We start from the raw sequence: 21,643 nt of genomic DNA on the forward strand, positions 1-21,643 counted from the left end.
CCCACGGATGCCTCAGGCGTCGCGACGTGAGGCGCGGTCCAGCCAGTCTTCGATGAGTACTCCGAGGAGTTGCGGGCGCTCGTGCATCAGGGCGTGGCCTGCGCCGTCGATGACCGCGGGGGTAGTAATCGGTCGGTCGCTGGGGTTCACGGTGGGGGCGGATGCCAGTGGCGTCGTTTCGGGAGGTAGATCCAGGTGTCGGGGCGCAATGGGTGCGCGGGCTCTGCGATTCTCCGCCCGAGCCCCTGAGAGGGCGGCGCGGCGCAGCGACGCCCGCTGCTCGGGTTCACGCTGGCGCGGATGCCCGTGGCGTCGTTTCGGGAGGTAGATCCGGGGGTCGGGGGGCAATGGGTGCGTGGGCTCTGCGATTCTCCGCCCGAAACGCTGAGAGGGCGGCGCCGTGCAGCGACTCCGCGGGCCAGGTAGGCGCCGTAAGAATGTCCGGCGAGAAGGACAGGTCCGCCAGAGATCTGGTCGATGAAGTCGGCGAGCAGGGCAACCACGTCACTATTGCTGGTGAGGCCCTCGGCCGTCGAGCGACCCATTCCCGGCAGATCGGGATAAATCCGGCGGTAACCAGCCGCAGGGACGACGGCTTCAACTGCCGCTTCGATGTCACGGTGGTCAACGCCGGCACCGTGAAGGGCGACCAGGGGGATGCCGTCTCCGTGCTCGGCGTATGAGATGAGGACTCCGCGTATTCGGGTTTCCATACTCCGAGATCGTAGTGACGCGTCTCGGTGAGGGGAACGGGGGTCCGGATGCCAGCGGTGCCAGCATTGCGAAAGCGATCAGCGCGTGGGACGGCCGCTCATCTGGACACGGCCGAAAACGTCAGGGTTCGCCGGTGCCAGCTCCGGGAACTGCTTCGCATAAAGGTCGGCGACCCGCGAATTCTGCGCTCTCACATCAATGTGATGAGGAAGAGTGCCAGCCCAGTTCGCAACCTGCGCTCGCAACGCGGCCGCTGATGAGTCACCTGGAAGTCGCCCGTGATTGTCGAAGGACATCACGCTCCGTTTGAATCGCACATCCAGAGACGCGCCTCGGGTGGAGGACAGAAACACTAAACGTTTGGGGTCCAGCAGCCGCCACGCCGCGTGCAGGAGAACGGCACCGACGATAGAGATGGTGAGGACTGCGATGTATACCGCCCCGATCACCAGGGCCCAGGTCGCGTCGAGTAAAAGCGCGAGAGAGCCCAAAGACACGGCGAGGGCGACCGCCCCGATCACCACGGCAACGAAAAGTGCGCGTTGTTTCCGGGTAGCCAGGAGCTGGGCAGACATGGTAATTGCCGCCAACCGCCAGAAATCGGCCATCGTCGCAGCGGACGGTCCAATGGGCCGGGTCGATGGAAGAGTCACCCCAGCAGACTATCGCCGCCCGCGTTTCACCCGCCTCGCCGTGGCAGCAGATCCTGCGGGTTGCCTCTGCATACAGGAGGCGGCATATCGGGTGCGGGCCTTAGGCTAACGAGCGACGGCGGACGGGGGGAGGGCGGCTTGGCTGATGGCTCGGTGCGCGTTGCCGATGCGGCGCGCGACGATATCGCCGCGGCACACCTCTCGGAAGCCGGAGTCCTGGCCTGGTTCCAATCTGAGTGGATGGCTGACCAGCATCCGCTGGCCGCCGATGTCTGGGTCTTCTCGCCGGACTCTGACCGCGTGCTCGTCGTTGAGCACCGGTGGCGGGGACTTGTGCCGCCCGGTGGTCGGGTCGAGGACGGTGAGACTCCTCGAGAAGCGGCGAGCAGGGAACTGGCCGAAGAGACGGGACTCGACCTGGACCTCGGGGAGCGACCGGCCTTCGCCGCGGTGCGCTCGTACCGGTCGGATTGGCCTGTGACGCTGAGCCTTTCGTACTGGGCGATCGCCGACACCCAAGCGGCCCTCCGCCCCGAACCCGGGCAACCTGCACGGTGGGTCTCCATCGATGACGACTGGCGCACATTCCACCTCGACGACGCGCGAGTGATGAGACGTTTCGTTGCGGAGTTGCGTGAGCGTGAAGGAGTCGCCCGTTGACCGATCCTGGTCTTCGCAGCTGGCCGCCGAGCGACGGCCGCTTCCGTCACTCTGATGTGTCAGCGCCCATAGGGCGCGGTGACGCAGGTGGGGCGGATGCCAGCTGCGTCGTTTCGGGCGGTAAATTTGGGGGTCGGGGCACAATAGGTGTGTGGACTCTGCGATTCTCCGCCCGAAACGCTGAGAGGGCGGCGCGGCAGGACGACGCTTCCAGGGAGGTCGCATGACTGATCGACAGTCCGACGGAAGCGCCGGCGACGCGAACTACGGCGCGATCGGTGAGGGCTATACGGCATACCGCCAGCCGGACCCCCGAATTGTGGCGGCAATTAACGCAGCGTTCGGTGGAGCACACACGATCATCAACGTTGGCGCGGGTGCCGGGTCGTATGAACCGATCGACCGTGACGTAACGCCGGTCGAGCCGAGCGCGACAATGCGCGCACAGCGACCACGCACGCTCGCCCCGCGATCAACGCGACGGCCGAGGCGCTGCCGTTCGAGGACGCTGTTTTCGACGCGGCGTTGGCGTCGTTCACGGTCCATCAGTGGGCGGACCTCCGCGCCGGGCTGAGCGAGCTGCGCCGTGTCACTGCGGGCCCCGTCGTCGTTCTCACGTGCGATCCGACCGCCCTCGATCGTTCCTGGCTGTCTGAATACGCACCGGAGGTCATCGCGACCGAGGCCAGCAGATATCCGAGCATCGCCGACATTGCCGACGCGCTCGGCGGAACCGTTGAGGTATCCGCGATTCCGATTCCTCTGGATTGCACCGACGGGTTCGGTGAGGCTTATTACGGTCGGCCCGAGGCGCTGCTGGACCCCGGTGCGCGACTGGCGAACTCTGCGTGGAGTTTCGTCGAGCCATCAGTGGGGAAGCGCTTTGAGGCGTCGCTGCGGGCCGATCTCGACTCCGGCGCATGGGACGCCCGCCACGGTGCACTCCGCAGCGCGCCGACCTTTGGCGGCTCGCTTCGGCTGATCGTGTCGCGCCCGGCGCAGTAATCGCGGGATCACGACGCGGGCATCGATTGGTTAAATCGACATCGCGAGGGCTGATGCAAACAAATACAGGATGCCCGTCATCAGGCCAATGAGTTCGCGGGGAGAACAGGCCAACTTTCCGTGAGCGAATCCGCTCACGGACAGGTCGCCGTGCGTTCGCTGATCGACGCTGCGGGTGGCATCCACTTGCCGTCACCGGCCAGCGGATGCCAGTGGTGTCGTTTCGGAAGGTAGATCCGGGGGTCGGAGCGCCAGAGGTGCGCGGACTCTGCTATTCTCCTCCCGAAACACTGAGAGGGGCGGCGCGGTAGGTGTGTGGCATCCACTTGCCGTCACCGGCCAGCGGATGCCAGCGGATGCCAGTGGTGTCGTTTCGGGAGGTAGATCCGGGGGTCGGAGCGCCAGAGGTGCGCGGACCCTGCGATTCTCCTCCCGAAACACCACGGCGCGGCAGGTGAGTGGCGACTGCTACCCAGCGCTACGGGCGTGTCGCGCCCGTAACCAGCCCCGCTGTAGCTCCGTGAAGAACCGAACCGCAGCGTGGCATCCGCTCGCCGTCACCGGCCGCGACTACCGTTGACGACGTGAGTTATGACCCGTACGGAAGCGATGTCCTCGCCACCGATTGGCGAAAGAGCAAGACCCCGCCACCCGAAGAGCACGAAGCGGTACCCGACCTCGTCGTCGAAGAAATGATGACCGGCTGGTGCGGTGCCGTCACCGGTATCGAGGGCAAGACCGTGCAGCTCGAAGACCGCCACGGCAAGCGCCGCGTCTTCCCGCTCGGCCCCGGGTTCCTGCTCGAGGGCAAGCCGATCATCCTCACGGTGCCGAAGAAGAAGGCCCCTGGTCCGACCCGCACGGCCTCGGGTTCGTTCGCCGTGGAGGATTCACGGGCACGCGTCGCGCTTCCCTCCCGCATCTACGTGGAGGGCAGGCACGACGCCGAACTCGTCGAGAAGGTCTGGGGCGACGACCTGCGCGTTGAGGGCGTCGTCGTCGAGTACCTCGGCGGCATCGATGACCTCGCCGCCATCATCACCGACTTCGCGCCAACCCCGACTCGCAAGGTCGGGGTGCTCGTTGACCACCTCGTCCCCGGTTCCAAGGAGACCCGAATCGCGGATGCCGTGATGCGCGGAAAACACGGGGGCAACGTTCTTATCGTTGGTCACCCCTACATTGATGTCTGGCAGGCCGTGAAGCCGGCGCGCGTCGGGCTCAAGGAATGGCCCAACATTCCGCGGTCGATCGAGTGGAAGAAGGGCATCTGCGCCGCCCTCGGCCTGCCGAACGAGAGCCAGGCTGACATCGCCCGGGCGTGGCAGGCGATCCTCGGCCGGGTGCGCAACTACTCAGACCTTGAGCCGGCGTTCCTCGGCCGGGTGGAGGAACTCATCGACTTCGTGACGGCGCCGACCCCGTAACCCGGTCACCAGCGGTTGCGGACGTCTTCCGCCCAGCCCGTGATCCCCGAGAACGAGACGCGGTTGCCGGTGTCATCAAGCAGCCAGCCGCTGAACGTCCCGAAACACTGGTGCCCGAACGACGAGAAGACCTTGAGGTCGGTGGCCGACACTTTGTCATAGAACGGGGTGAAGGTGATGTCGCCGGAGTCGCCGAAGATATGCCACGGCGCGAGCCAGTTCTCGGTGTCGTACTCCCAGGTCAACTCCTCGCTGATCTTGCTCATCCGCCCGTCAACGAACAGGGCGTTCTCGGTCGACCCGGTGCCGTCGGTCCACTTGGAGCCGAGCTGCAGCCCGATCACCCGTCCGTCCCAGACCCCGGAACCCGCAGCCCAGTTCCAGTGCATCGAGTACGGCCAACGGCCCCTGCCGTGGTCGAGGGTCGCCCAGGATGCCCCGCGGGGGATGTCGATTGCGGCGCCGTCGATCCGGATCGTGCCGGATGCCGGCCGCGCCACGTCTTTCACCGTGTACTGGAACCGCGTTTTCGACCACGGCACCACAACACCGAGCGCCTCATGGCCCTCGGGCCTCGCGGCCAGAACGTCGAGGTGAACGAGCGAGGTGTCCGCCTGGAGCCGGGTTCCGCCGTCTTCCTCGGTGATCTCGACCTGCAACGGGCGCGTGCGCACTCGCGCCGGTCCGCCGCCGAGGGTGCCGGGCAGGGTGACACTCCCGCTGAGCGGTCGGATCACGCCGGTGTGGATGACGTCCTGCGACTCACGATCGAAGAGCCACAGGTCGTGCACCGAGGCGTAGTCGAGGCTCGAGACGGTGACCGAGACAATGTGGGTGGGCGTTGTGACCGCCCAGTACTCCCAGCGTTTGTTCCTTCCCCAGCCGCGACCGAACTTACCGATGCCGTCGGTGGTGTGGAGTGGCGTCCGTGTGAAGCCGACAGCGGCGGGGTTCAGCCGCCCGTCCGGACCGGTCAGCGCGACGGGCCTGGTGATTTCACTCTCGCGCATGGGCGGGTGGGTCCTCTCGGGGTGTTTGGGTGTTGCCCGCCGTAAGCCGCGCGTTGACGCGCCGGACAACATCCGGGGTCAGCTTCACGATCCGGCGGTCGTAGGTCAGGATGCCGTTGAGCTCGTCTTCGACGTCGGAGAGCTGTGTGTAGACCGTCGCCGAGAGTCCCTGCGGGACGGCCGGGATCACCTCAGCGTCGTGCAGCCGCTCGAATGCGGCGTCGAGCTCGGCGTGCGACCGATAGCGCCGGTAGCCGAACTCCTTGTCGCTGAACGCGTGCCCCGGCTCGCGGTAGCTGTACCCGCCGTACTCCGAGAGCACGACGACGCGGCCGTCCTCTCGCCACGAGCGTCGCATCCGGAACGGCCGGATGTACACGTGCAGGCTCTTCACATCGCCAGCGCCCTGGTCGTGCCAGCCGCTCGCGTGGTCGATGGTGCGCGTCGGGTCGAGTGCCCGGACCTCGTCGGCAATCTCTCGCGCGTCGAACTGGCCCCAGCCCTCGTTGAACGGCACCCACATGGCGATGCTCACGACGTTCGACAGCAGCTCGATGGTCTCGTGAAGTTCGCGGCGGAACTCGGCGCGCCCGGCAGCATCCGCTCGCCCGAACAGGTCGTAACGGTCGTCTCTGAACCGAACGGGAGTTGCGGCGGGCAGGGTGATCACGGCTGGGCGATAGGGCGCGCCGCCGTTGACCATGTCCTGCCAGACCAGGATGCCGATCCGGTCGCAGTGCGCGTACCAGCGGAGCGGTTCGATCTTGATGTGCTTGCGCAACATGGTGAAGCCGAGATCCTTCATGGTGCGGATGTCGGCGATCAGTGCGTCGTCGGATGGCGCGGTGTAGAGACCGTCGGGCCAGTAGCCCTGGTCGAGTACTCCGGCGTGGAAGTAGGGCTTCCCGTTGAGCAGCAGGCGCGGCACGCCGTCGGCGTCCGTGCCGGTGCCGAACGAGCGGATGCCCACATAACTCGTGACCTCGTCGGTGCCGAGAGTGACGCGGACGTCGTAGAGGAACGGGTCCTCGGGGCTCCACGGGCGCACGTTTGCACCGAGGGGAATCCGGGTGGGGGAGTTGGCCTGCACCGTCGCCTCGGCCACCGTCTGTCCCTCGGCGGTGACGACGACCGTTGCGGGCGAATCCGAATCGGAGACCACGGTGACCTCGACGGCGCCAGCCTCGAGCTGCGGCGTGAGCTGGAGGCGCTCGATGTGAGCCTCCGGCACGGATTCGAGCCACACTGTCTGCCAGATCCCGGACTGGGCGGTGTACCAGATGCCGCCGCGGTCGAGCTTCTGTTTGCCGTGCGACGCCGGCACGGTGTCCGACGCATCGTGAACGGCAACGGTGAGCGTCGCGCTGCCGCTGCCGACGGCATCCGTCACATCGATCGAGAACGGGAGGTACCCGCCGACGTGCGAACCGATGGATGCGCCGTTGAGAAATACCTCGCACTCCGAGTCGACGGCGTCGAAGTGCAGGAGAAGACGGCCGACATTGAAATCGGAGGGCAGGTCGAGCTCGCGCCGGTACCAGAGCGTCTGGTCCGGGGCGAGCTGGCGGTTGACGCCCGAGAGCGCCGATTCGGGGGAGAAGGGCACGAGGATCGGCCCGTCCCACTCGGTCGGTTCGGCCTCGTCGTCGGTCCTCGCGCGGATCGCGTATTGCCACCGGCCGTTGAGGTTGAGGTAGCTGTCACGCACCAGCTGCGGCCGCGGGTACTCGGGGAGGATCGCGTTCTCGTCGAGCGCATCGCCCTCGATCGTGGTCAGGTTCATGCTGCTGTTCTCCTTTTCAAGGCTCGGAGAGGGAGGATCGCGACCAGGAGCACCGCCGCTGCGGCGAGGAAGATCCACGCCGTCGGGACCTGCTTCTCGACGCCGAGGTCGACGTACGTTTCGGCGGCGCCGACGATTACTGCTGCGCCGAGAAAGGGACCGGCGACCATCGGAATGAGCACGGCCGCGATCATCCGGAGTCCCTGCACGCTCCCGACCCGATCGGTCGGAGTGTGGTCCCGCACCGTCGCGGTAAGTGCCGCGATCGATAGCATGAACCCGGTCATCATCACGATCCCTGCGAGGATCACCGGCACCATGTCCCGCACGAAGAACATGAGGACCAGGCCGGTCGCGAGCAGGGCGACGGCAGGGGGGATCGACCGGACCTTGCCGAATCGGTCGATGAGTCGTCCGCCAAGAACGCTGAGAACGGATGCCGTCACCAGCACGGTTCCGAGAACAATGGCGTAGCCGTCGATCCGCAGGGTGCGCTGGATGTAGATGATGAGGTAAGGGAGGAAGACCTGCGTGCTCGTGCCGACGATGGCGAGGCACACGAGCGTCACGTAGAGCGTCGGGTTCTGCCGAACGGCACTCGGTCGGAGGCCAGCGACCACGGCGGAGAAGTAGCCGCCGGGTTGGGGCGAGACGGTCACCGGGTCGCGGACGAGGAACCACGCGACGACGCCGACGAGGCTGGTCGCGCCACCGATGAGCAGGAAGAACTCGCGCCAGGCACCGGCCTGAGTCAACCCGTCGAGCGCACCGAACACGATGAGCATCGCCAGGAGTGGGAGGATCGCAAGCACCGAATCCACCCGACCCCGGTTGGCGGGCACCGTCGACTCGGTCACCCAGGCGTTGAACGCCGCATCGTTGGCACCCGCCCCGATCACGCTCATGAGGCAGTCGAGGAGAATGACCGCGAGAACGGTGAGAACGACGGCATCACCGACAGCGGCGAGCTCCCGGATGCCGTCAACGCTGAGAAAACCGAAGGCCGCTGTGATGAGCCCCCACAGCACGTACCCGATCGCGATGAACTCGCGGCGCCGGCGGACCCGGTCGCTCGCCGCGCCGAGGAGCATGGTGGCGATGGTCGCGCTGGCGGCGCTCGCCGCAACCATGAGCGCGAGGACTGTCGGGTTGTCGGTGATCGTGTCGTAGACGAACACGTTGAGGTACATGTTCTCGATGGTCCACGCGAGCTGCCCGACGAGGCCGACGAGCACGATCGAGGTCCAGACCCGACCGCTGAGCGCTGGCGCAGTGCGCTGGGCAGACCCGGGTATGCCGGTGACGGGCGTCGTAGTCATCGTGGTCCTCATCATCGGGGAATCCGGCCTGAGACGGCCTCCGCTGATCATATCGGCGGGCGGCGGTAACCGCGCGGACGGCCGCGAAACAGGAGGTCGCACGATTATCAGGATGCTCGTGGCGGGATCGCCCTGACAACCGTGCGATCTCCTGCAAACCCGTCGGCGGCGGGAGCCGTTGAGTAAAACTTCTTGCACTAGCTTGCCATGCAAGCTAGCTTGTGAACATGACAGCGGACGTTGGTGCACAACTGCGCAAGGGCGTGGTCGAGTACTGCGTGCTCGGGCTGCTGTCGCGCGAACCAATGTACGGCTGGCAGCTCTCCGAAACGCTGACGGCGGCCGGCATGATCGCGAGCATCGGCACCCTCTATCCCGTTCTCGGTCGCTTGCGCGAGAAGGGCTTCGTGATCTCGTTCGATGAGGCCTCCGACGCAGGCCCCGTGCGCAAGTACTACCGGCTGACCGCAGCGGGAGAAGAGCGCCTCGACGCGTTCCGGCAGCAGTGGGCACCGTTCCGCGACACGGTGCAACATCTCATCGAAGGGAACCCCCGTCCATGACTGAACAGACCCCGCAGGTCGTTCGCAGTTACCTCGCCCAGCTGGATTCGGCACTCGAGGGCATGCCCGCCGAGCTCGCCCGCGACATCCGTTCCGGCGTGGAAGAGGAACTGGCCGGGCTCGATGCCGGAACGGCATCCGCGCGCATCGAGGAACTCGGGGATCCCGTCTTCATCGCCGCCGAGGCGCGGGATGCCATGGGCACGGTTCGGGCGCAACCAGTCGTTCTCGAGGCGCCGGCGAGCACGCTGAGCGCGTCACGCGGCTTCGCCATCACCGCTGCGTTGCTCGTCGGGATCGGCGGGTTCATCGTGCCGATCGCCGGCTGGATCGTTGGCATGGTCATGATGTGGATGTCGTCGGCATGGCGTCGGTGGGAAAAGTGGGTGGCCACGCTGGCCATACCTGGCGCGGCGATTCTCGCGATGATCGTTGCCGCGATCGGCTCGGCACTCGGGCAGCCCAACGGCCAGATGGTGTTCGGGATGCTGTCCGGCTGGCACGTTTTCCTGATTGGCGTGCCGTCGACGATCGTCGTCGGTATCTGGCTGCTCTGGCGCGCCAGGGGGCGCGTTTTCGCCTGACAGCGATCACACCCCGCCACCGTTGTTTTGAGTTAGTCAAAACAACCGTGTACTCTGGAAGATACGGAACGACCGCTCAATGCTGCGCCCGGTGCGCGGATTGAGAGATTTCCACCCGGGTGCAGCGAGTTGATCCGCCGCCCGAATCGGTGGGATCAGCGGCATCAGACGCCGAGCAACGTCGGACCGGAGACGGCCGCACGCGCCCGAATGCGCTGCGGCGCCGTGCCTGGCAACACAGCCAGATGTTCAAAGCCTGAAGGCAGAGGCCAGGCGCCCGTCGGTCGTGTCGCGGAAGCGGCACACAGAAGCTCACACCCGAATAACAGGAGAACCCTTGTCACGCCCTTACCCCCAGATGACCGAAGCGACGCTACTCCTGGGAAACATCTCAGCAGAACACGTCTCGCAGCAGCACGTTACGCCCCCGGCGTTGAACGATGACGAATACATCGCAACGCTGTCCACCAGTAGCCCGGGAGCGCCAGGCTACGTCGTCGGACGACGCGTTCAGGGCAAGGCTTACGACCGAATCGTGATGAACTACGGGCCCGCCGACAAGCCCTGGCAGCGGACCTGGCGTCTCGATGTCGACCGCGGAACCCGGGTCAACTACCAGATCCTCGACGACACGTCCTCGAACGGGTTTGCCACAGCCGAACGCTGATTGGTTCGCCTGTCTCAGTCCGCGAAGATCGGTGGCACCCGCTCGCGCCACGGCATCGCCTGCTCAAGCTGGGCCGCAACGGCGAGAAGCAGGTCTTCACGACCGTGCGCGGCCACGATCTGAACACCGATCGGCAGCGATTCCCTGCTCTCGCCGAGGGGCAGGCTGATCGCCGGGTTGCCCGAGATGTTGAACGCTGCGGTGAACGGCCCGTACTCCGAAATTCTGGCGAGCCACTCGCGGGCGGAGTACCTGTCGTTGTCGTAGTCGAGGGTTCCGTGCGGCGCCGGCAACTGCCCGATGGTCGGCGTGACGAGCAGGTCGAACGTCTCGAAGAACCCGGCGACTGAGCGGGTCACCCGATGCTGGGCGTCGATCGACGCCAGGATGTCGAGTGCGCTCGCTCGTGCAGCCTCCTCGAGCACGCGTCGCGAGACACCCTCGAGCAGCGCCGGATCCGGCCGCCGTGGTGCCCGCAGCATCGCGCCACCGGTCGAATACACGGCGAGCATTTCGCCCTCGATCAGGTCGTCAGCATCGAGGGCAGGCATTGCCTCGGTGATTGTGTGCCCAATCCACTCGAGGGTCTCGGCCGCGCGCACTGTCGCGAGCCGCACGGTCTCGTCGACCGTGGCATCCGACCACGCAGTCGACTGCAGTGCGATTCGCAGGCGTCCCGGATCGTGTTGCGTGCTGTCGACGAACGGATGCCGCGGTGCGAGCGACGTGTACTTCTCGCCGACGGTCGGTGCGCTCACCGCGTCGAGGAGAAGAGCGGTGTCGCGCACGGTGCGGGTGAGCGCGAACTCCGTGATGAGGCCGAACCCAGCCTCGCCGGCAAGCGGGCCCGACGGGGTCCTGCCGCGCGTGGGCTTGAGACCGACCAGTCCGCAACTCGACGCGGGAATGCGAATCGAACCGCCGCCGTCGTTGGCATGCGCGAGTGGAATGGCGCCAGCCGCGACGAGTGCAGCGCTTCCGCCGCTCGAGCCGCCGACGCCCCGATCGAGAGACCACGGGTTGCGCGTGATCCCATACCGACGCGACTCCGTGGCGAAAGTGAGACCCAGCTCCGGTGCCGTGGTCTGGCCGAGGGCAACGATCCCTGCCCGGCGAAACCGGGCCATGAGTTCGTGGTCGACCGCTGCAAAGGCCCGGTTGATGCTCCGGCTACCGAGGGTGAACGAGATATTCCGCGCGAACGGACCGCTGTCCTTGATGAGGAACGGCACGCCGGCGAGAACACCGGCAGCGTCGGCGTCGAGTGCGGGGTCGAAGAGTTCCAGCGTCAGAGCATTGAGGTCGGGATTCACTGCTGCGATTGCCTCGCGGGCAACAGATTCAACCTCGGCACCGGTCACCTCACCGGCCGCGATCAGTTCGCGAACGCCTGTGGCGTCGAGCGCTGAGTACTCTCGCAGCTGCACACGGACTCCCTTGACTCGTGGATCACACTAACGAAACAAAAGACCCGGTCGGCCTGAAATTCAAGCTGACCGGGTCTTTCTCTATGTGCCCTCGGAGGGATTCGAACCCCCGACCTGCGGTACCGGAAACCGACGCTCTATCCCCTGAGCTACGAAGGCGTACAACTCAAAACTACCAGAATTTCAGCGCGCCGATTGCCCGCGTCCGACGGTTGTTTCGATCGTGGAGGAGCTACGCCGGAAGATTCTGCATCGCCGCGATGGCCAGCTGCTCAACGTCGCCGGGTTCGAAGAACGTCGTCGACCGTGCCGCGATCCAGTAGGAGCCCGTGAAGATCTGCGCTTCGCCCTGGGAATCGATGACCGTGAAGTAGCCCTCGATGGGCGGCGCGCCATAGGTCGGCACCGGAGTGCTCTCCGTTATGGCGACGTTCTTCAGCGCTGTGAGCTCGTCATCGCTGAGTTTGGCCACTGCGATATCGATGGTGTCTTTGCTCGTGTTGTTAACCCACTGGCACGTGAGCCCGTTCATGCCGGCAATCTTGCCCGGCTTGGTGTCCGGGTTCGGTGCACCGTCGGCTACAAGGCTGAAGTTCGGGTTGTAGTCGTACATGTCGTCGGCGGTGATGAGTTGGTCGCACGACGCGCCGATGGGCTGGCTCACGACCGGTGTCTCGCTTGGCGGAACCGTCGCGGTCGGTGTCGGAGTCGGTTCGCTCGTCTCGCTTGAGCTCGGCTTCGGGGTCGGGCTCGCGGAACTCGAAGGCTCAGCGTCCGGGGTGCATCCCGTCAGCATGACAGCGCCGACGGATACGGCGACGATCAGCGCGAAGGAACGGGAAGAGCGGGGGAACTGAAGCGAGGTGGCCATGGATGTCTCTCTGTGAGGATGTACAAAAGATACCAAGCCACGCGTGCTCCGACGATGATGCCGGATGGTGCGTCGGGGGTCCGAAGGGTGAGGCACGGGCGCTGCCGTAGAATTGACTCTGTGACCCCTGACGATCTCTCCGCTGCCCTGTTCGACCTCATCCTCCCACTCGCCGAGAGTCACCGCGAGGGATCGAGCGCCGAGATCCGGCGGGAAGACGTCGTTCTTGAACGCCCGAAGAACCGCGACCACGGCGACTGGGCATCGAATGTGGCGATGAAACTGGCCAAGCGACTCGGGACGAACCCCCGCGAGTTCGCCGCACAGCTCGCTGCGTCACTCGCCGACGTCCCCGGCGTCGCGACCGCCGAGGTCGCCGGACCCGGATTCATCAACGTGCGCCTCGACGCAGCGGCGGCGGGAGCGCTCGCGAAGAAGATCGTTGACGAGGCTGACGCCTACGGCCGCAACGAGTCGCAGGCCGGAAGGGCGATCAACCTGGAGTTCGTTTCGGCTAACCCAACCGGCCCGCTCCACATCGGCCACACCCGCTGGGCAGCGCTCGGTGACTCGATCGCCCGCGTGCTGAAGGCATCCGGAGCAAACGTCGCAAGCGAGTACTACATCAACGACGCTGGCAGCCAGATGGACACCTTCGGTGCCTCCGTGCTCGCCGCCATCCAGGGCAAGCCAACGCCGGAGGGCGGATACCCCGGAGCGTACATCGCCGAACTCGGTCGCCAGGTGCTCGAGCTTGAGCCGAACCTGCTCGAGAAGGACGAGGCCGAAGCCCTCGCCACCGCCAGGGAACTTGCATACAAGCTCCAGCTCGCCGAGATCGAGAAGTCGCTCGCGAGCTTCAACGTGCACTTCGACGTTTGGTTCTCGGAGCGCACACTTCACGCGAAGAACCCGGACACCGGACTGAGCGCCATCGACGAGGCCGTCGACCGGCTGCGCGCGCAGGGCCACGTCTTCGACGAGGACGACGCCGTCTGGGTGCGCACCACCGACTTCGGTGATGACAAGGATCGCGTCATTCGTCGCGGCAACAGCATCTACACCTATTTCGCAGCGGATGCCGCTTACTACCTCTCGAAGTCCGACCGCGGTTTCGAGCACAAGATCTACCTGCTCGGCGCGGATCACCACGGCTACGTGCACCGGCTCAAGGCGCTTGCCGGTGCTGCCGGCGACAACCCGGACACCGACATCGAAATTCTGATCGGGCAGCTCGTGAGCGTCAACGGCGCCAAACTCTCCAAGCGAGCGGGCAACATCATCGAGCTCGACGACCTGCAGGCCTGGATCGGAACTGACGCGCTGCGTTACTCGCTCGCGCGCTACCCGGCAGACTCGCCGCTCACGCTCGACCCCGAGCAGCTGAAGAAGCGCAGCAACGACAACCCGGTGTTCTACGTGCAGTACGCACACGCCCGCACGCGCTCCGTTGCCCGCAACGCCGAGGCTGCGGGTGTCGACCGGTCGGCGTTCGCCCCCGAACTGCTTGACCACGAGACCGAGTCCGCCCTGCTCGGCGCACTGCAGGAATTCCCGCGAATTGTCGCCCAGGCCGCAGAACTTCGCGAACCCCACCGCATTGCCCGCTACATTGAAGAAGTTGCGGGTCTGTACCACCGCTGGTACGACAACTGCCGGGTGATCCCGCTCGGAGACGAACCGATCGGCGACGTGCACCGCTCGAGGCTGTGGCTCAACGACGCCACAGGCCAGGTCATCCGCAACGGTCTCGACCTCCTCGGCGTCACGGCTCCAGACAGGATGTAGCAATGACCTCCTCGGATATCGACGGCTGGGAGACGCTGAGCAGCCGTGCAACCGTGACCGAGGATTCCGAGCCGCCGCGCAGGAAAAACCGCACCGCACGGTGGATTGCCGTTGTGCTGATCGTCGCCGCGGTGATCGCTCTCGCGATCGGCGGGCTGTTTCTCGCCGAGAACGTCACGAAGGGCATCGCGACGGACGCGATCGCCGTCGCTGTCGAATCCAGCCTGCCCTCAGCGGTCGATGCTGAAGTGGATGTGGACATTGCGGGGGAGTGGGTGCTGTTCCAGATCTTCTCGGGCAGCCTCGACAAAGTCACGCTGACGAGTGATGACGCCATGGTGGATGGCAGCCCCGCCGACTTCACGCTCGTCGCGACAGACGTGCCGCTCGACCTCAAGCAGCCCGTCGGTGACATCGACGCCACGGTGAGCCTCGGACCAGGATCGATCAACGAACTCCTCACGCTCCCGGGGAACGACGCGGAGGTGGCACTCGGCGATGGCACCGTCAGTTACGCGGATTCGGCATCCATTCTTGGTTTCACCCTCGGGTACCTCGTCGAGGCGACGCTGTCACCCAACGGAACCGACGTACTTGCCACTCCGGTGGCCGCTACAGTGACGTCGGATGTCGGGTCGCTCGACGTCTCAGGTCTGATCGAACGGATACTCGGGGCCCAGCCCGTGCGCATTTGCGTCGCCGACCGCTTGCCCGTTGGCGTAACGATCACGAGCATCGACGTCACTCCGGAGAGAGCGACACTCAACCTCCGCGCAAGGGATTTCACCCTCAATGGTGAGTCGCTGCGAGCGCGCGGCACCTGCCCCGATCCGGTGTGATGCCCCCACAGGCCGCCAGGGTAACGAGCTGATGCCCTTCCCAACAACGAGCTGGATGCCCGGCAGCGCATACGGCCCGTGCCAGAATTTGCTGACGCTCGCGATTCCCGCACCCTGAGGACTTCTCGGTAGGATTTGGGAGTCTCCACCGCACCCTCACGCGGTACTCCATCACCCGCACGATTGGTTTCTGCCGTGGCTTCTCACCCACTCGCCCCCGCGTGGCTGGCGGTTCCCGACGACGCCAATTCCCTCTCCCCAGCGGTGTTCAGCCGAAACATCGGCCGCGATGACAGCGGAGCGCTCACGGTTGCCGGCGTTCCGGCCACGGAGATCGCCGAGACGTTCGGAACGCCCGTCTACGTCTTCGACGAAGCCGATGCCCGCGAACGGGCCAGCCATGTGCTCGCCGCCTTCTCCCGCGAGTTCGAAGCGATCGGGTCGAAAGCAAAGGTTTATTACGCGGGTAAGGCGTTCCTCTCCACCGAGATCGCACGCTGGGTCACCGAAGCCGGCCTCAACATCGACGTCTGCTCGGAGGGAGAACTCGCCGTTGCCCTCGCCGCCGGCGTGGACGCATCCCGCCTCGGTCACCACGGGAACAACAAGTCGCTCGCTGAGATCGACAGATCCGTCTCCGTGGGAATGGGTGCGATCGTGATCGACAGCCTCCAGGAGATACCGCGCGTTGCGGATGCCGCGGCGAGGCACGGTCGCCGTCAGGCGGTCCGGCTCCGGGTCAACAGCGGTGTGCACGCGCACACCCACGACTTCCTCGCAACGGCGCACGAGGACCAGAAATTCGGGCTGCCACTCGAGCATGCTGCGGATGCCGTCGCCGACATCCGTTCGTTCGACTCCCTCGAATTCCTCGGTCTCCACTGCCACATCGGGTCACAGATTTTCGGTGCTGACGGCTTTGCCGAGTCCGCGGCACGGTTGCTCGCGGTGCACAGGGAACTGCTCACGGCGGGACCGGTGCCAGAGCTCAACCTCGGCGGCGGCTTCGGCATCGCGTACACGACGGCTGACGATCCCGATTCGATCGACGACCTCGCCGCCGCGATCGCCGGCATTGTCGCCGCGGAGTGTGCGCGCCTCGAGATCCCTGTTCCTCTCGTCGCATTCGAGCCGGGTCGCGCGATCATCGGCCCGAGCGGGTTCACCCTCTATGAAGTGGGTACGACGAAAGACGTCGAATTGATCACGGATGCCGGCACGACGGCGACGCGACGCTACGTCAGCATTGACGGCGGAATGAGCGACAACGTCCGGCCAGCGCTCTACGGTGCCGACTACTCCGTGCGGATCGCCAGCAGGACGAGCGCCGCAGAGCCGGTCCTCATCCGTCTCGCCGGAAAGCACTGCGAATCAGGCGACATCGTCGTCTCGGACGACTACCTCCCCGGCGACGTTGCACCGGGCGACCTCGTCGCTGTCCCGGCGACGGGAGCGTACTGCTGGTCGCTCGCGAGCAACTACAACTACCTCGGGCGACCGCCCGTTGTCGCCGTGAAAGACGGCACAGCGCGGGTTATCGTCCGCGGTGAAACCGAGGCTGACCTACTGGCGCGCGACGCCGGATTGGATGCACGATGACTGAATACCGCACAGTTCGGGTGGCGCTGCTCGGCGCCGGGTCCGTCGGTTCGCAGGTGGCGAGGCTTCTTCTCGCCAACGGCGACGAACTGGCCGCCCGTGTCGGAGCCAGGCTCGAGCTGGCCGGTATTGCCGTCCGCAACGTCGACGCCGAGCGCGACGTGGAATTGCCGCGCGAACTGCTGACCACCGACGCCGAGTCCCTCATTGTCGGGGCAGACATCGTCATCGAACTGATGGGCGGCATCGAGCCGGCGCGCAGTTACATCCTCTCCGCCATCAACTCGGGGGCCGATGTCATCACCGGCAATAAAGCGCTGCTCGCCGCCCACGGTCCCGAACTCTTCGCCCAGGCGGAGCAGGTCGGGGCAGAGATCTACTACGAGGCGGCTGTCGCTGCCGCCATCCCGATCATCCGGCCGCTGCGCGACAGCCTTGCCGGCGACAACATCAACCGGATCCTGGCCATCGTCAACGGGTCGACGAACTTCATCCTCGACCGCATGGACCGCTTCGGCGACAGCATGGAGGATGCCCAGAAGACCGCGTTCGAGCTCGGGTTCCTCGAGGCCGACCCCACTCTCGACGTCGGCGGCTACGACGCAGCCCAGAAGGCGACCATTCTCGCGAGCCTCGCGTTCCACAGCAGTGTCGACCCTGAGGGCGTTTACCGCGAGGGTATCGAGCACATCACACCCGAGCAGATCGAGGCGGCCAGGAAGGCCGGTTACGTGATCAAGCTGCTCGCCATCACGGAGCGCATCACCGCCGAAGACGGGACATCGGGCGTCTCCGCACGCGTGTATCCCGCCCTCGTGAGCCGTGAACATCCGCTCGCCGCTGTGCACGGCGGAAACAACGCGGTCTTCGTCGAGGCTGAAGCTGCCGGGCCCCTCATGTTCTACGGCGCAGGTGCCGGGGGAGTTCAGACGGCGTCCGCCGTGCTGGGCGACCTCGTTTCCGCGGCCCGCCGTCACGTCGCCGGTGGTCCCGGTCTCGGTGAGTCCACCCACGCCGACCTTCCGCTCCTTCCCATCGGCGAGGTCGTCACCAAGTACCAGATCACCCTGAGGGTCGATGATCGCCAGGGTGTTCTTGCCGAGGTCGCCACGGTTCTCGCCGACGGCGGCGTCTCGGTCGAGACTGTCGAGCAGACCATCGAATCGACGGAGGACGTCCCGACGGCGTTCCTCGTCATCGGCACGCATGCCACCAGGGAAAGAGCTCTCCAGTCCACCGTCACGGCGCTCAACGCGTCCGGTGTGGTTGAGTCAGTTGTCAGTGTTCTACGAGTTGAAGGAGTCTAGTAATGGCGAAGCAGTGGCGCGGAGTTCTGCACGAGTATGCAGACCGCCTGGACGTAACGGCCAAGACCCCGATCATCAGCCTCGGTGAGGGTGGAACCCCGCTCATCTACGCATCAGCACTGTCGGCTCGAACCGGTGCAAAGGTCTGGGTCAAGTACGAGGGCATGAACCCGACCGGATCCTTCAAGGACCGCGGCATGACCATGGCGGTCTCCAAGGCCGTCGAAGCCGGAGCAAAGGCCGTCATCTGCGCGTCGACCGGCAACACATCGGCATCGGCTGCTGCTTACGCGACCCACGCCGGCATCACCGCGGCTGTTCTGGTGCCGGAGGGCAAGATCGCCATGGGCAAGCTGGCCCAGGCCATCGCGCACAACGCGCAGCTGATCCAGGTGCAGGGCAACTTCGATGACTGCCTCGACATGGCGCGTGAACTCGCCGCGAACTACCCGGTCCACCTCGTCAACTCGGTCAACAACGACCGCATCGAGGGCCAGAAGACCGCGGCGTTTGAAATCGTCGAGGTGCTCGAGGACGCACCCGACTTCCACTTCATCCCGGTCGGCAACGCGGGCAACTACACCGCGTACACCCGTGGTTACACCGAAGAGCTCGAGCGCGGCATCTCCACCAAGCTTCCGCGCATGTTCGGGTTCCAGGCGGCCGGCAGCGCACCGCTCGTCACCGGGGAGATCGTCAAGCACCCCGAGACCGTCGCGAGCGCGATCCGCATCGGCAACCCCGCGTCGTGGGAGCTCGCTCTCGCTGCGCGCGAGGCGACCGACGGTTACTTCGGGGCCATCGAGGATGCCAAGATCCTCGAGGCGCAGCGCATCTTGTCGCAGGAAGTCGGGATCTTCGTTGAGCCGGCATCCGCCATCAGTGTTGCCGGATTGCTCGAGCGCTCAGAAGCGGGTCAGGTCCCTGCCGACGCCACTGTTGTGCTCACCGTCACTGGTCACGGGCTCAAGGACCCGCAGTGGGCTCTTCGCAACGCCGACGGGGGAGACATCACCCCGACGATCGTCCCCGTCGACGTCACTGAGGTCGCGAGCGTTCTCGGGCTGGCCAAGGGTTCGGCGTGAGCCTGGCCGGTCGAAGCGTCACCGTCCGGGTACCGGCCACGAGTGCAAACCTCGGGCCGGGCTTCGACACCCTCGGCCTCGCGCTGAGCCTGTACGACGAGGTCACCGTCACGGTTCGCGATGAACCGGGTGCGACGGTCGAGGTCATCGGTGTCGGCGACGGCGAGGTTCCGACGGACGAGACCAACCTCGTGGTCTCGTCGATGGCCTACGCGTTCCGTGCCCTCGGTCAGGACGTTCCTGGGGTCGATGTCGTTGCGCGCAATGTCATTCCGCACGGTCGCGGCCTCGGGTCCTCTGGCGCGGCGGTTGTCGCGGGGATCGTCGCGGCCCAGGGCCTGCTCGACGGAATCGTCGACATCGACGATTCGCAGTTGCTCAAGCTGGCTACCGAGCTTGAGGGGCACCCGGACAACGTGGCGCCCGCACTGTTCGGCGGGCTCACCATCGCGTGGGTCGAGCCGACCGGTCCACAGCACAAGAAGCTCACCGTGCACCGCGGTGTCGCGCCGCTCGTCTTTGTCCCGCAGCACACACTGTCGACGAAGCTCGCGCGGAGCCTCCAGCCCGAGAACGTTCCGCACTCGGATGCCGTTTTCAACGTTTCGCGATCGGCGCTGCTGATCGCTGCGCTCACGCAGAGCCCCGAACTCCTGTTCGCGGGGACGGAAGACAAACTGCACCAGGACTACCGGGCATCCGCGATGCCGGAGACCTACCGTCTGGTCCTTGCGCTCCGAGCTCACGGTTTTGCGGCTGTCGTTTCTGGCGCAGGTCCGTCGATCCTGGTGCTCGCTGACGGCCCCGGGCAGCGGCTCGAGGCGGCGGAACTCCTGGCGAGCGAGTCCGACACCGAATGGGACGCCCTCTTCCTCGCCGTGGATGTGAAGGGCGCTTCGCGAAGCGAAGCGAAAGGCGGCAGCCCCAACTAAGGCAACCTCAAAAACGAGACGTCTCCCTCAACCACACTCAAACCGAACCCGTGCCTGGTCGCGCGTCCCCTCAACCACACTCAAACCGAACCCGTGCCTGGTCGCGCGTCTCCCTCAAGCACACTGAACCGAGGCGCGATTGCGTGCCCCCATTCACCGAAAAACCCGACTAATCACTCCGCCGATCTGCACCAGCCCGAGCCAGGCCAGGAACCGCTGCAGCGGGCGCAGCGGCCAGCGCGCAACGCCGCGCCAGCCGCTCGAGCGAGCCCAGGACATCGCCAACCGCAATTGGGTTCCGCCGGGTGCTTGTGCGAGTTCGATCGACAGGACGTTCGCATTGCCACGTGTGGCGTCCGGGTAACTCGTGCGCCAGGCGATCCGAACCGGTTCGGCTGAGTCGACAAGCTGCACTCGCCGTCGCCGGTATTCCCTCTTTACGCGTGCCGGTTTGCCGTCGGGGTGCACGGTGGGGGTGATGGCCAGCCAGCTGTCGCCAACGGTCGGCGTGTCGGTGTGGTCATCGCCGTCGGATTCGATCGCTCCGACACTCGGATTCCATTCGGGCATGCGCAGGGGATCCGCGAGCAGCGCCCAGACCGTCTCGACACTCGCGGGGACGAAGGCTTCGGTGTGGCCAGTGACGGAGTGTGGCATTCCCGCGGTGCCGGCCGGTCGCTGCGCCGGGGGATTCGGCTCCTCGGTCGTCAGCGCGGCCTCGACCTGGGCCGCCGAGAGGTCGAGCCGGGCGAGAAGGTCATCGATGAGTCCGCTGGGCTCGGCGATCAGCTCGCGCAGCACGGCGGCTGCGTCTCCAGAACCGTTATCGCCGGCGCGCTTGAGCAGGGTGAGTGCCCGCGGCGTCCACTCATAGCCGCGGGTCTCGTGAAAGACAATGCGACCCGGTTCCGGCTGGTCGATCGCGACACCGATGCGACGTAACTGGTCCGAGTGCATGGCATCGACGGCAGCTCTGGCACGATCGAGCGTGATGCCTGCTGTGCGAAGTGCCTTGCCGGCGACCTGGTCGCTCAGAACGAGCGCCATGAAGAGGTCCTCGAGGTCAGCATTGCGTTGCCCGCGTCGCGACGCCTCTTCCATCGCGGCCAACGAAAGCGTCTGGATCGTCGCTGCGGCGGTGGTGAACGAGCTCACTGGGTCCTCCTGGGTACGGGAATCGAGGGGTCTACGCGTTTTGCGTACTTCTTGTGAACCGCCTGGCGGGTGACTCCGAGGGCGTCTGCGATCTCAAGCCAGCTCATTCCGGCGCGGAGAGCGGCTTCAACCTGCTTGAGTTCAAGTGCATCAGCGAGGGCGCGCAGGGAAACAATCGCGCGCAGGCCCACACGGGGGTCCGTCGTGTTCGCCGCCGTCGCGGCGAGCGTCTCGGTTTCCATGTAAGCAACCTAT

General features: G+C 65.8%; 23 protein-coding genes and 1 tRNA gene. 13 read left to right on the top strand and 11 right to left on the bottom strand.

The annotated features are described in order from the left end of the window. Nucleotides 1–12 precede the first annotated feature (12 nt). The 3 genes from AC1X6S_RS10340 to AC1X6S_RS10350 all read right to left on the bottom strand — a co-directional run bounded on the left by AC1X6S_RS10340 (nucleotide 13) and on the right by AC1X6S_RS10350 (nucleotide 1,367). Nucleotides 13–150, bottom strand: a complete 138-nt coding sequence (locus AC1X6S_RS10340; protein ID WP_483405662.1) for a hypothetical protein — start codon at nucleotides 148–150, stop codon at nucleotides 13–15. Next, complete coding sequence (locus tag AC1X6S_RS10345) at nucleotides 147–713, bottom strand: alpha/beta fold hydrolase (protein WP_483405663.1); 567 nt, start codon at nucleotides 711–713, stop codon at nucleotides 147–149. The genes AC1X6S_RS10340 and AC1X6S_RS10345 overlap by 4 nt, the downstream gene beginning before the upstream one ends. A 78-nt stretch (nucleotides 714–791) precedes the next feature. Next, entirely contained in the window at nucleotides 792–1,367 is a 576-nt protein-coding gene (locus tag AC1X6S_RS10350; RefSeq protein ID WP_483405664.1) for a hypothetical protein, read from the bottom strand. A gap of 138 nt (nucleotides 1,368–1,505) precedes the next feature. On the opposite strand from AC1X6S_RS10350, the gene AC1X6S_RS10355 reads away from it, so the two are divergent. The 3 genes from AC1X6S_RS10355 to AC1X6S_RS10365 all read left to right on the top strand — a co-directional run bounded on the left by AC1X6S_RS10355 (nucleotide 1,506) and on the right by AC1X6S_RS10365 (nucleotide 4,459). Next, nucleotides 1,506–2,027, top strand: a complete 522-nt coding sequence (locus tag AC1X6S_RS10355; RefSeq protein ID WP_483405665.1) for an NUDIX domain-containing protein — start codon at nucleotides 1,506–1,508, stop codon at nucleotides 2,025–2,027. Between the two features lie 492 nt (nucleotides 2,028–2,519). Beyond that, nucleotides 2,520–3,032 (top strand): class I SAM-dependent methyltransferase, encoded by a 513-nt coding sequence (locus AC1X6S_RS10360; RefSeq protein WP_483405899.1) that lies wholly within the window; start codon nucleotides 2,520–2,522, stop codon nucleotides 3,030–3,032. 584 nt (nucleotides 3,033–3,616) lie between these two features. Continuing rightward, nucleotides 3,617–4,459, top strand: coding sequence for a DUF3097 domain-containing protein (locus AC1X6S_RS10365; protein ID WP_483405666.1), 843 nt, complete (start codon nucleotides 3,617–3,619; stop codon nucleotides 4,457–4,459). Between the two features lie 5 nt (nucleotides 4,460–4,464). On the opposite strand, the gene AC1X6S_RS10370 is transcribed toward AC1X6S_RS10365, so the two are convergent. The 3 genes from AC1X6S_RS10370 to AC1X6S_RS10380 are packed head-to-tail and all read right to left on the bottom strand — an operon-like array spanning nucleotide 4,465 to nucleotide 8,571. Beyond that, a complete protein-coding gene (locus tag AC1X6S_RS10370; protein WP_483405667.1) occupies nucleotides 4,465–5,469 on the bottom strand; it encodes a DUF2804 domain-containing protein in 1,005 nt (334 codons plus the stop codon). Further along, the gene (locus tag AC1X6S_RS10375; RefSeq protein WP_483405668.1) at nucleotides 5,456–7,252 is read right to left on the bottom strand and encodes a glycoside hydrolase family 2 protein; all 1,797 of its coding nucleotides are present in this window, start codon (nucleotides 7,250–7,252) and stop codon (nucleotides 5,456–5,458) included. Before AC1X6S_RS10375 ends, AC1X6S_RS10370 begins: the two co-directional genes overlap by 14 nt. Further along, a complete protein-coding gene (locus tag AC1X6S_RS10380; protein WP_483405669.1) occupies nucleotides 7,249–8,571 on the bottom strand; it encodes an MFS transporter in 1,323 nt (440 codons plus the stop codon). Before AC1X6S_RS10380 ends, AC1X6S_RS10375 begins: the two co-directional genes overlap by 4 nt. Nucleotides 8,572–8,798: 227 nt before the next feature. Here AC1X6S_RS10380 and AC1X6S_RS10385 point away from each other — a divergent pair, with 227 nt between their 5' ends. The 3 genes from AC1X6S_RS10385 (at nucleotide 8,799) to AC1X6S_RS10395 (ending at nucleotide 10,385) form a co-directional block, all read left to right on the top strand. After that, complete coding sequence (locus AC1X6S_RS10385; protein ID WP_483405670.1) at nucleotides 8,799–9,134, top strand: PadR family transcriptional regulator; 336 nt, start codon at nucleotides 8,799–8,801, stop codon at nucleotides 9,132–9,134. Further along, nucleotides 9,131–9,718: an HAAS signaling domain-containing protein gene (locus AC1X6S_RS10390; RefSeq protein ID WP_483405671.1), complete on the top strand. Its 588-nt coding sequence runs from the start codon at nucleotides 9,131–9,133 to the stop codon at nucleotides 9,716–9,718. Before AC1X6S_RS10385 ends, AC1X6S_RS10390 begins: the two co-directional genes overlap by 4 nt. Before the next feature lie 337 nt (nucleotides 9,719–10,055). Beyond that, entirely contained in the window at nucleotides 10,056–10,385 is a 330-nt protein-coding gene (locus AC1X6S_RS10395; RefSeq protein ID WP_483405672.1) for a hypothetical protein, read from the top strand. Nucleotides 10,386–10,399: 14 nt separating this feature from the next. Here AC1X6S_RS10395 and AC1X6S_RS10400 read toward each other — a convergent pair whose 3' ends face one another. The 3 genes from AC1X6S_RS10400 to AC1X6S_RS10410 form a co-directional block, all read right to left on the bottom strand. After that, the gene (locus AC1X6S_RS10400; RefSeq protein WP_483405673.1) at nucleotides 10,400–11,812 is read right to left on the bottom strand and encodes an amidase; all 1,413 of its coding nucleotides are present in this window, start codon (nucleotides 11,810–11,812) and stop codon (nucleotides 10,400–10,402) included. An 86-nt stretch (nucleotides 11,813–11,898) separates the two neighbouring features. Then, a tRNA-Arg gene (locus AC1X6S_RS10405) sits at nucleotides 11,899–11,971 on the bottom strand. A gap of 73 nt (nucleotides 11,972–12,044) precedes the next feature. Next, nucleotides 12,045–12,476 (bottom strand): hypothetical protein, encoded by a 432-nt coding sequence (locus AC1X6S_RS10410; RefSeq protein ID WP_483405674.1) that lies wholly within the window; start codon nucleotides 12,474–12,476, stop codon nucleotides 12,045–12,047. On the opposite strand from AC1X6S_RS10410, the gene AC1X6S_RS10415 reads away from it, so the two are divergent. The 7 genes from AC1X6S_RS10415 to thrB all read left to right on the top strand — a co-directional run bounded on the left by AC1X6S_RS10415 (nucleotide 12,463) and on the right by thrB (nucleotide 20,233). Beyond that, nucleotides 12,463–12,669, top strand: coding sequence for a hypothetical protein (locus tag AC1X6S_RS10415; protein WP_483405675.1), 207 nt, complete (start codon nucleotides 12,463–12,465; stop codon nucleotides 12,667–12,669). The two genes, AC1X6S_RS10410 and AC1X6S_RS10415, sit on opposite strands and share 14 nt — an antisense overlap. A gap of 134 nt (nucleotides 12,670–12,803) precedes the next feature. Further along, nucleotides 12,804–14,471: an arginine--tRNA ligase gene (locus AC1X6S_RS10420; RefSeq protein ID WP_483405676.1), complete on the top strand. Its 1,668-nt coding sequence runs from the start codon at nucleotides 12,804–12,806 to the stop codon at nucleotides 14,469–14,471. Nucleotides 14,472–14,473: 2 nt separating this feature from the next. Beyond that, nucleotides 14,474–15,310, top strand: coding sequence for an LmeA family phospholipid-binding protein (locus tag AC1X6S_RS10425; RefSeq protein WP_483405677.1), 837 nt, complete (start codon nucleotides 14,474–14,476; stop codon nucleotides 15,308–15,310). A 195-nt stretch (nucleotides 15,311–15,505) separates the two neighbouring features. Beyond that, nucleotides 15,506–16,909 carry a diaminopimelate decarboxylase gene (lysA, locus tag AC1X6S_RS10430; RefSeq protein WP_483405678.1) on the top strand — a complete coding sequence of 468 codons (1,404 nt, stop codon included), beginning with the start codon at nucleotides 15,506–15,508 and terminating at the stop codon, nucleotides 16,907–16,909. Then, entirely contained in the window at nucleotides 16,906–18,216 is a 1,311-nt protein-coding gene (locus tag AC1X6S_RS10435; protein ID WP_483405679.1) for a homoserine dehydrogenase, read from the top strand. Before lysA ends, AC1X6S_RS10435 begins: the two co-directional genes overlap by 4 nt. Before the next feature lie 2 nt (nucleotides 18,217–18,218). After that, the gene (gene thrC, locus AC1X6S_RS10440) at nucleotides 18,219–19,301 is read left to right on the top strand and encodes a threonine synthase (protein WP_483405680.1); all 1,083 of its coding nucleotides are present in this window, start codon (nucleotides 18,219–18,221) and stop codon (nucleotides 19,299–19,301) included. After that, nucleotides 19,298–20,233, top strand: a complete 936-nt coding sequence (gene thrB / locus AC1X6S_RS10445) for a homoserine kinase (RefSeq protein ID WP_483405681.1) — start codon at nucleotides 19,298–19,300, stop codon at nucleotides 20,231–20,233. The genes thrC and thrB overlap by 4 nt, the downstream gene beginning before the upstream one ends. A gap of 153 nt (nucleotides 20,234–20,386) precedes the next feature. Here the strand turns inward: thrB and AC1X6S_RS10450 are convergent, their stop codons facing one another. Next, on the bottom strand, nucleotides 20,387–21,388 hold the full coding sequence (locus AC1X6S_RS10450; RefSeq protein WP_483405682.1) for an SRPBCC family protein: 1,002 nt from the start codon (nucleotides 21,386–21,388) through the stop codon (nucleotides 20,387–20,389). Then, nucleotides 21,385–21,630: a hypothetical protein gene (locus AC1X6S_RS10455; RefSeq protein WP_483405683.1), complete on the bottom strand. Its 246-nt coding sequence runs from the start codon at nucleotides 21,628–21,630 to the stop codon at nucleotides 21,385–21,387. Before AC1X6S_RS10455 ends, AC1X6S_RS10450 begins: the two co-directional genes overlap by 4 nt. Nucleotides 21,631–21,643: the final 13 nt, after the last annotated feature.

Source organism: Mycetocola sp. Y442, from assembly GCF_056898615.1.

Coding starts and splice junctions, on each gene's coding strand:
- AC1X6S_RS10345 (WP_483405663.1), bottom strand. CDS start 713: ATGGAAACCCGAATACGCGGAGTCCTCATCTCATACGCCGAGCACGGA.
- AC1X6S_RS10370 (WP_483405667.1), bottom strand. CDS start 5,469: ATGCGCGAGAGTGAAATCACCAGGCCCGTCGCGCTGACCGGTCCGGAC.
- AC1X6S_RS10375 (WP_483405668.1), bottom strand. CDS start 7,252: ATGAACCTGACCACGATCGAGGGCGATGCGCTCGACGAGAACGCGATC.
- AC1X6S_RS10380 (WP_483405669.1), bottom strand. CDS start 8,571: ATGACTACGACGCCCGTCACCGGCATACCCGGGTCTGCCCAGCGCACT.
- AC1X6S_RS10385 (WP_483405670.1), top strand. CDS start 8,799: ATGACAGCGGACGTTGGTGCACAACTGCGCAAGGGCGTGGTCGAGTAC.
- AC1X6S_RS10390 (WP_483405671.1), top strand. CDS start 9,131: ATGACTGAACAGACCCCGCAGGTCGTTCGCAGTTACCTCGCCCAGCTG.
- AC1X6S_RS10415 (WP_483405675.1), top strand. CDS start 12,463: ATGGGCTGGCTCACGACCGGTGTCTCGCTTGGCGGAACCGTCGCGGTC.
- AC1X6S_RS10425 (WP_483405677.1), top strand. CDS start 14,474: ATGACCTCCTCGGATATCGACGGCTGGGAGACGCTGAGCAGCCGTGCA.
- AC1X6S_RS10435 (WP_483405679.1), top strand. CDS start 16,906: ATGACTGAATACCGCACAGTTCGGGTGGCGCTGCTCGGCGCCGGGTCC.
- thrC (WP_483405680.1), top strand. CDS start 18,219: ATGGCGAAGCAGTGGCGCGGAGTTCTGCACGAGTATGCAGACCGCCTG.
- AC1X6S_RS10455 (WP_483405683.1), bottom strand. CDS start 21,630: ATGGAAACCGAGACGCTCGCCGCGACGGCGGCGAACACGACGGACCCC.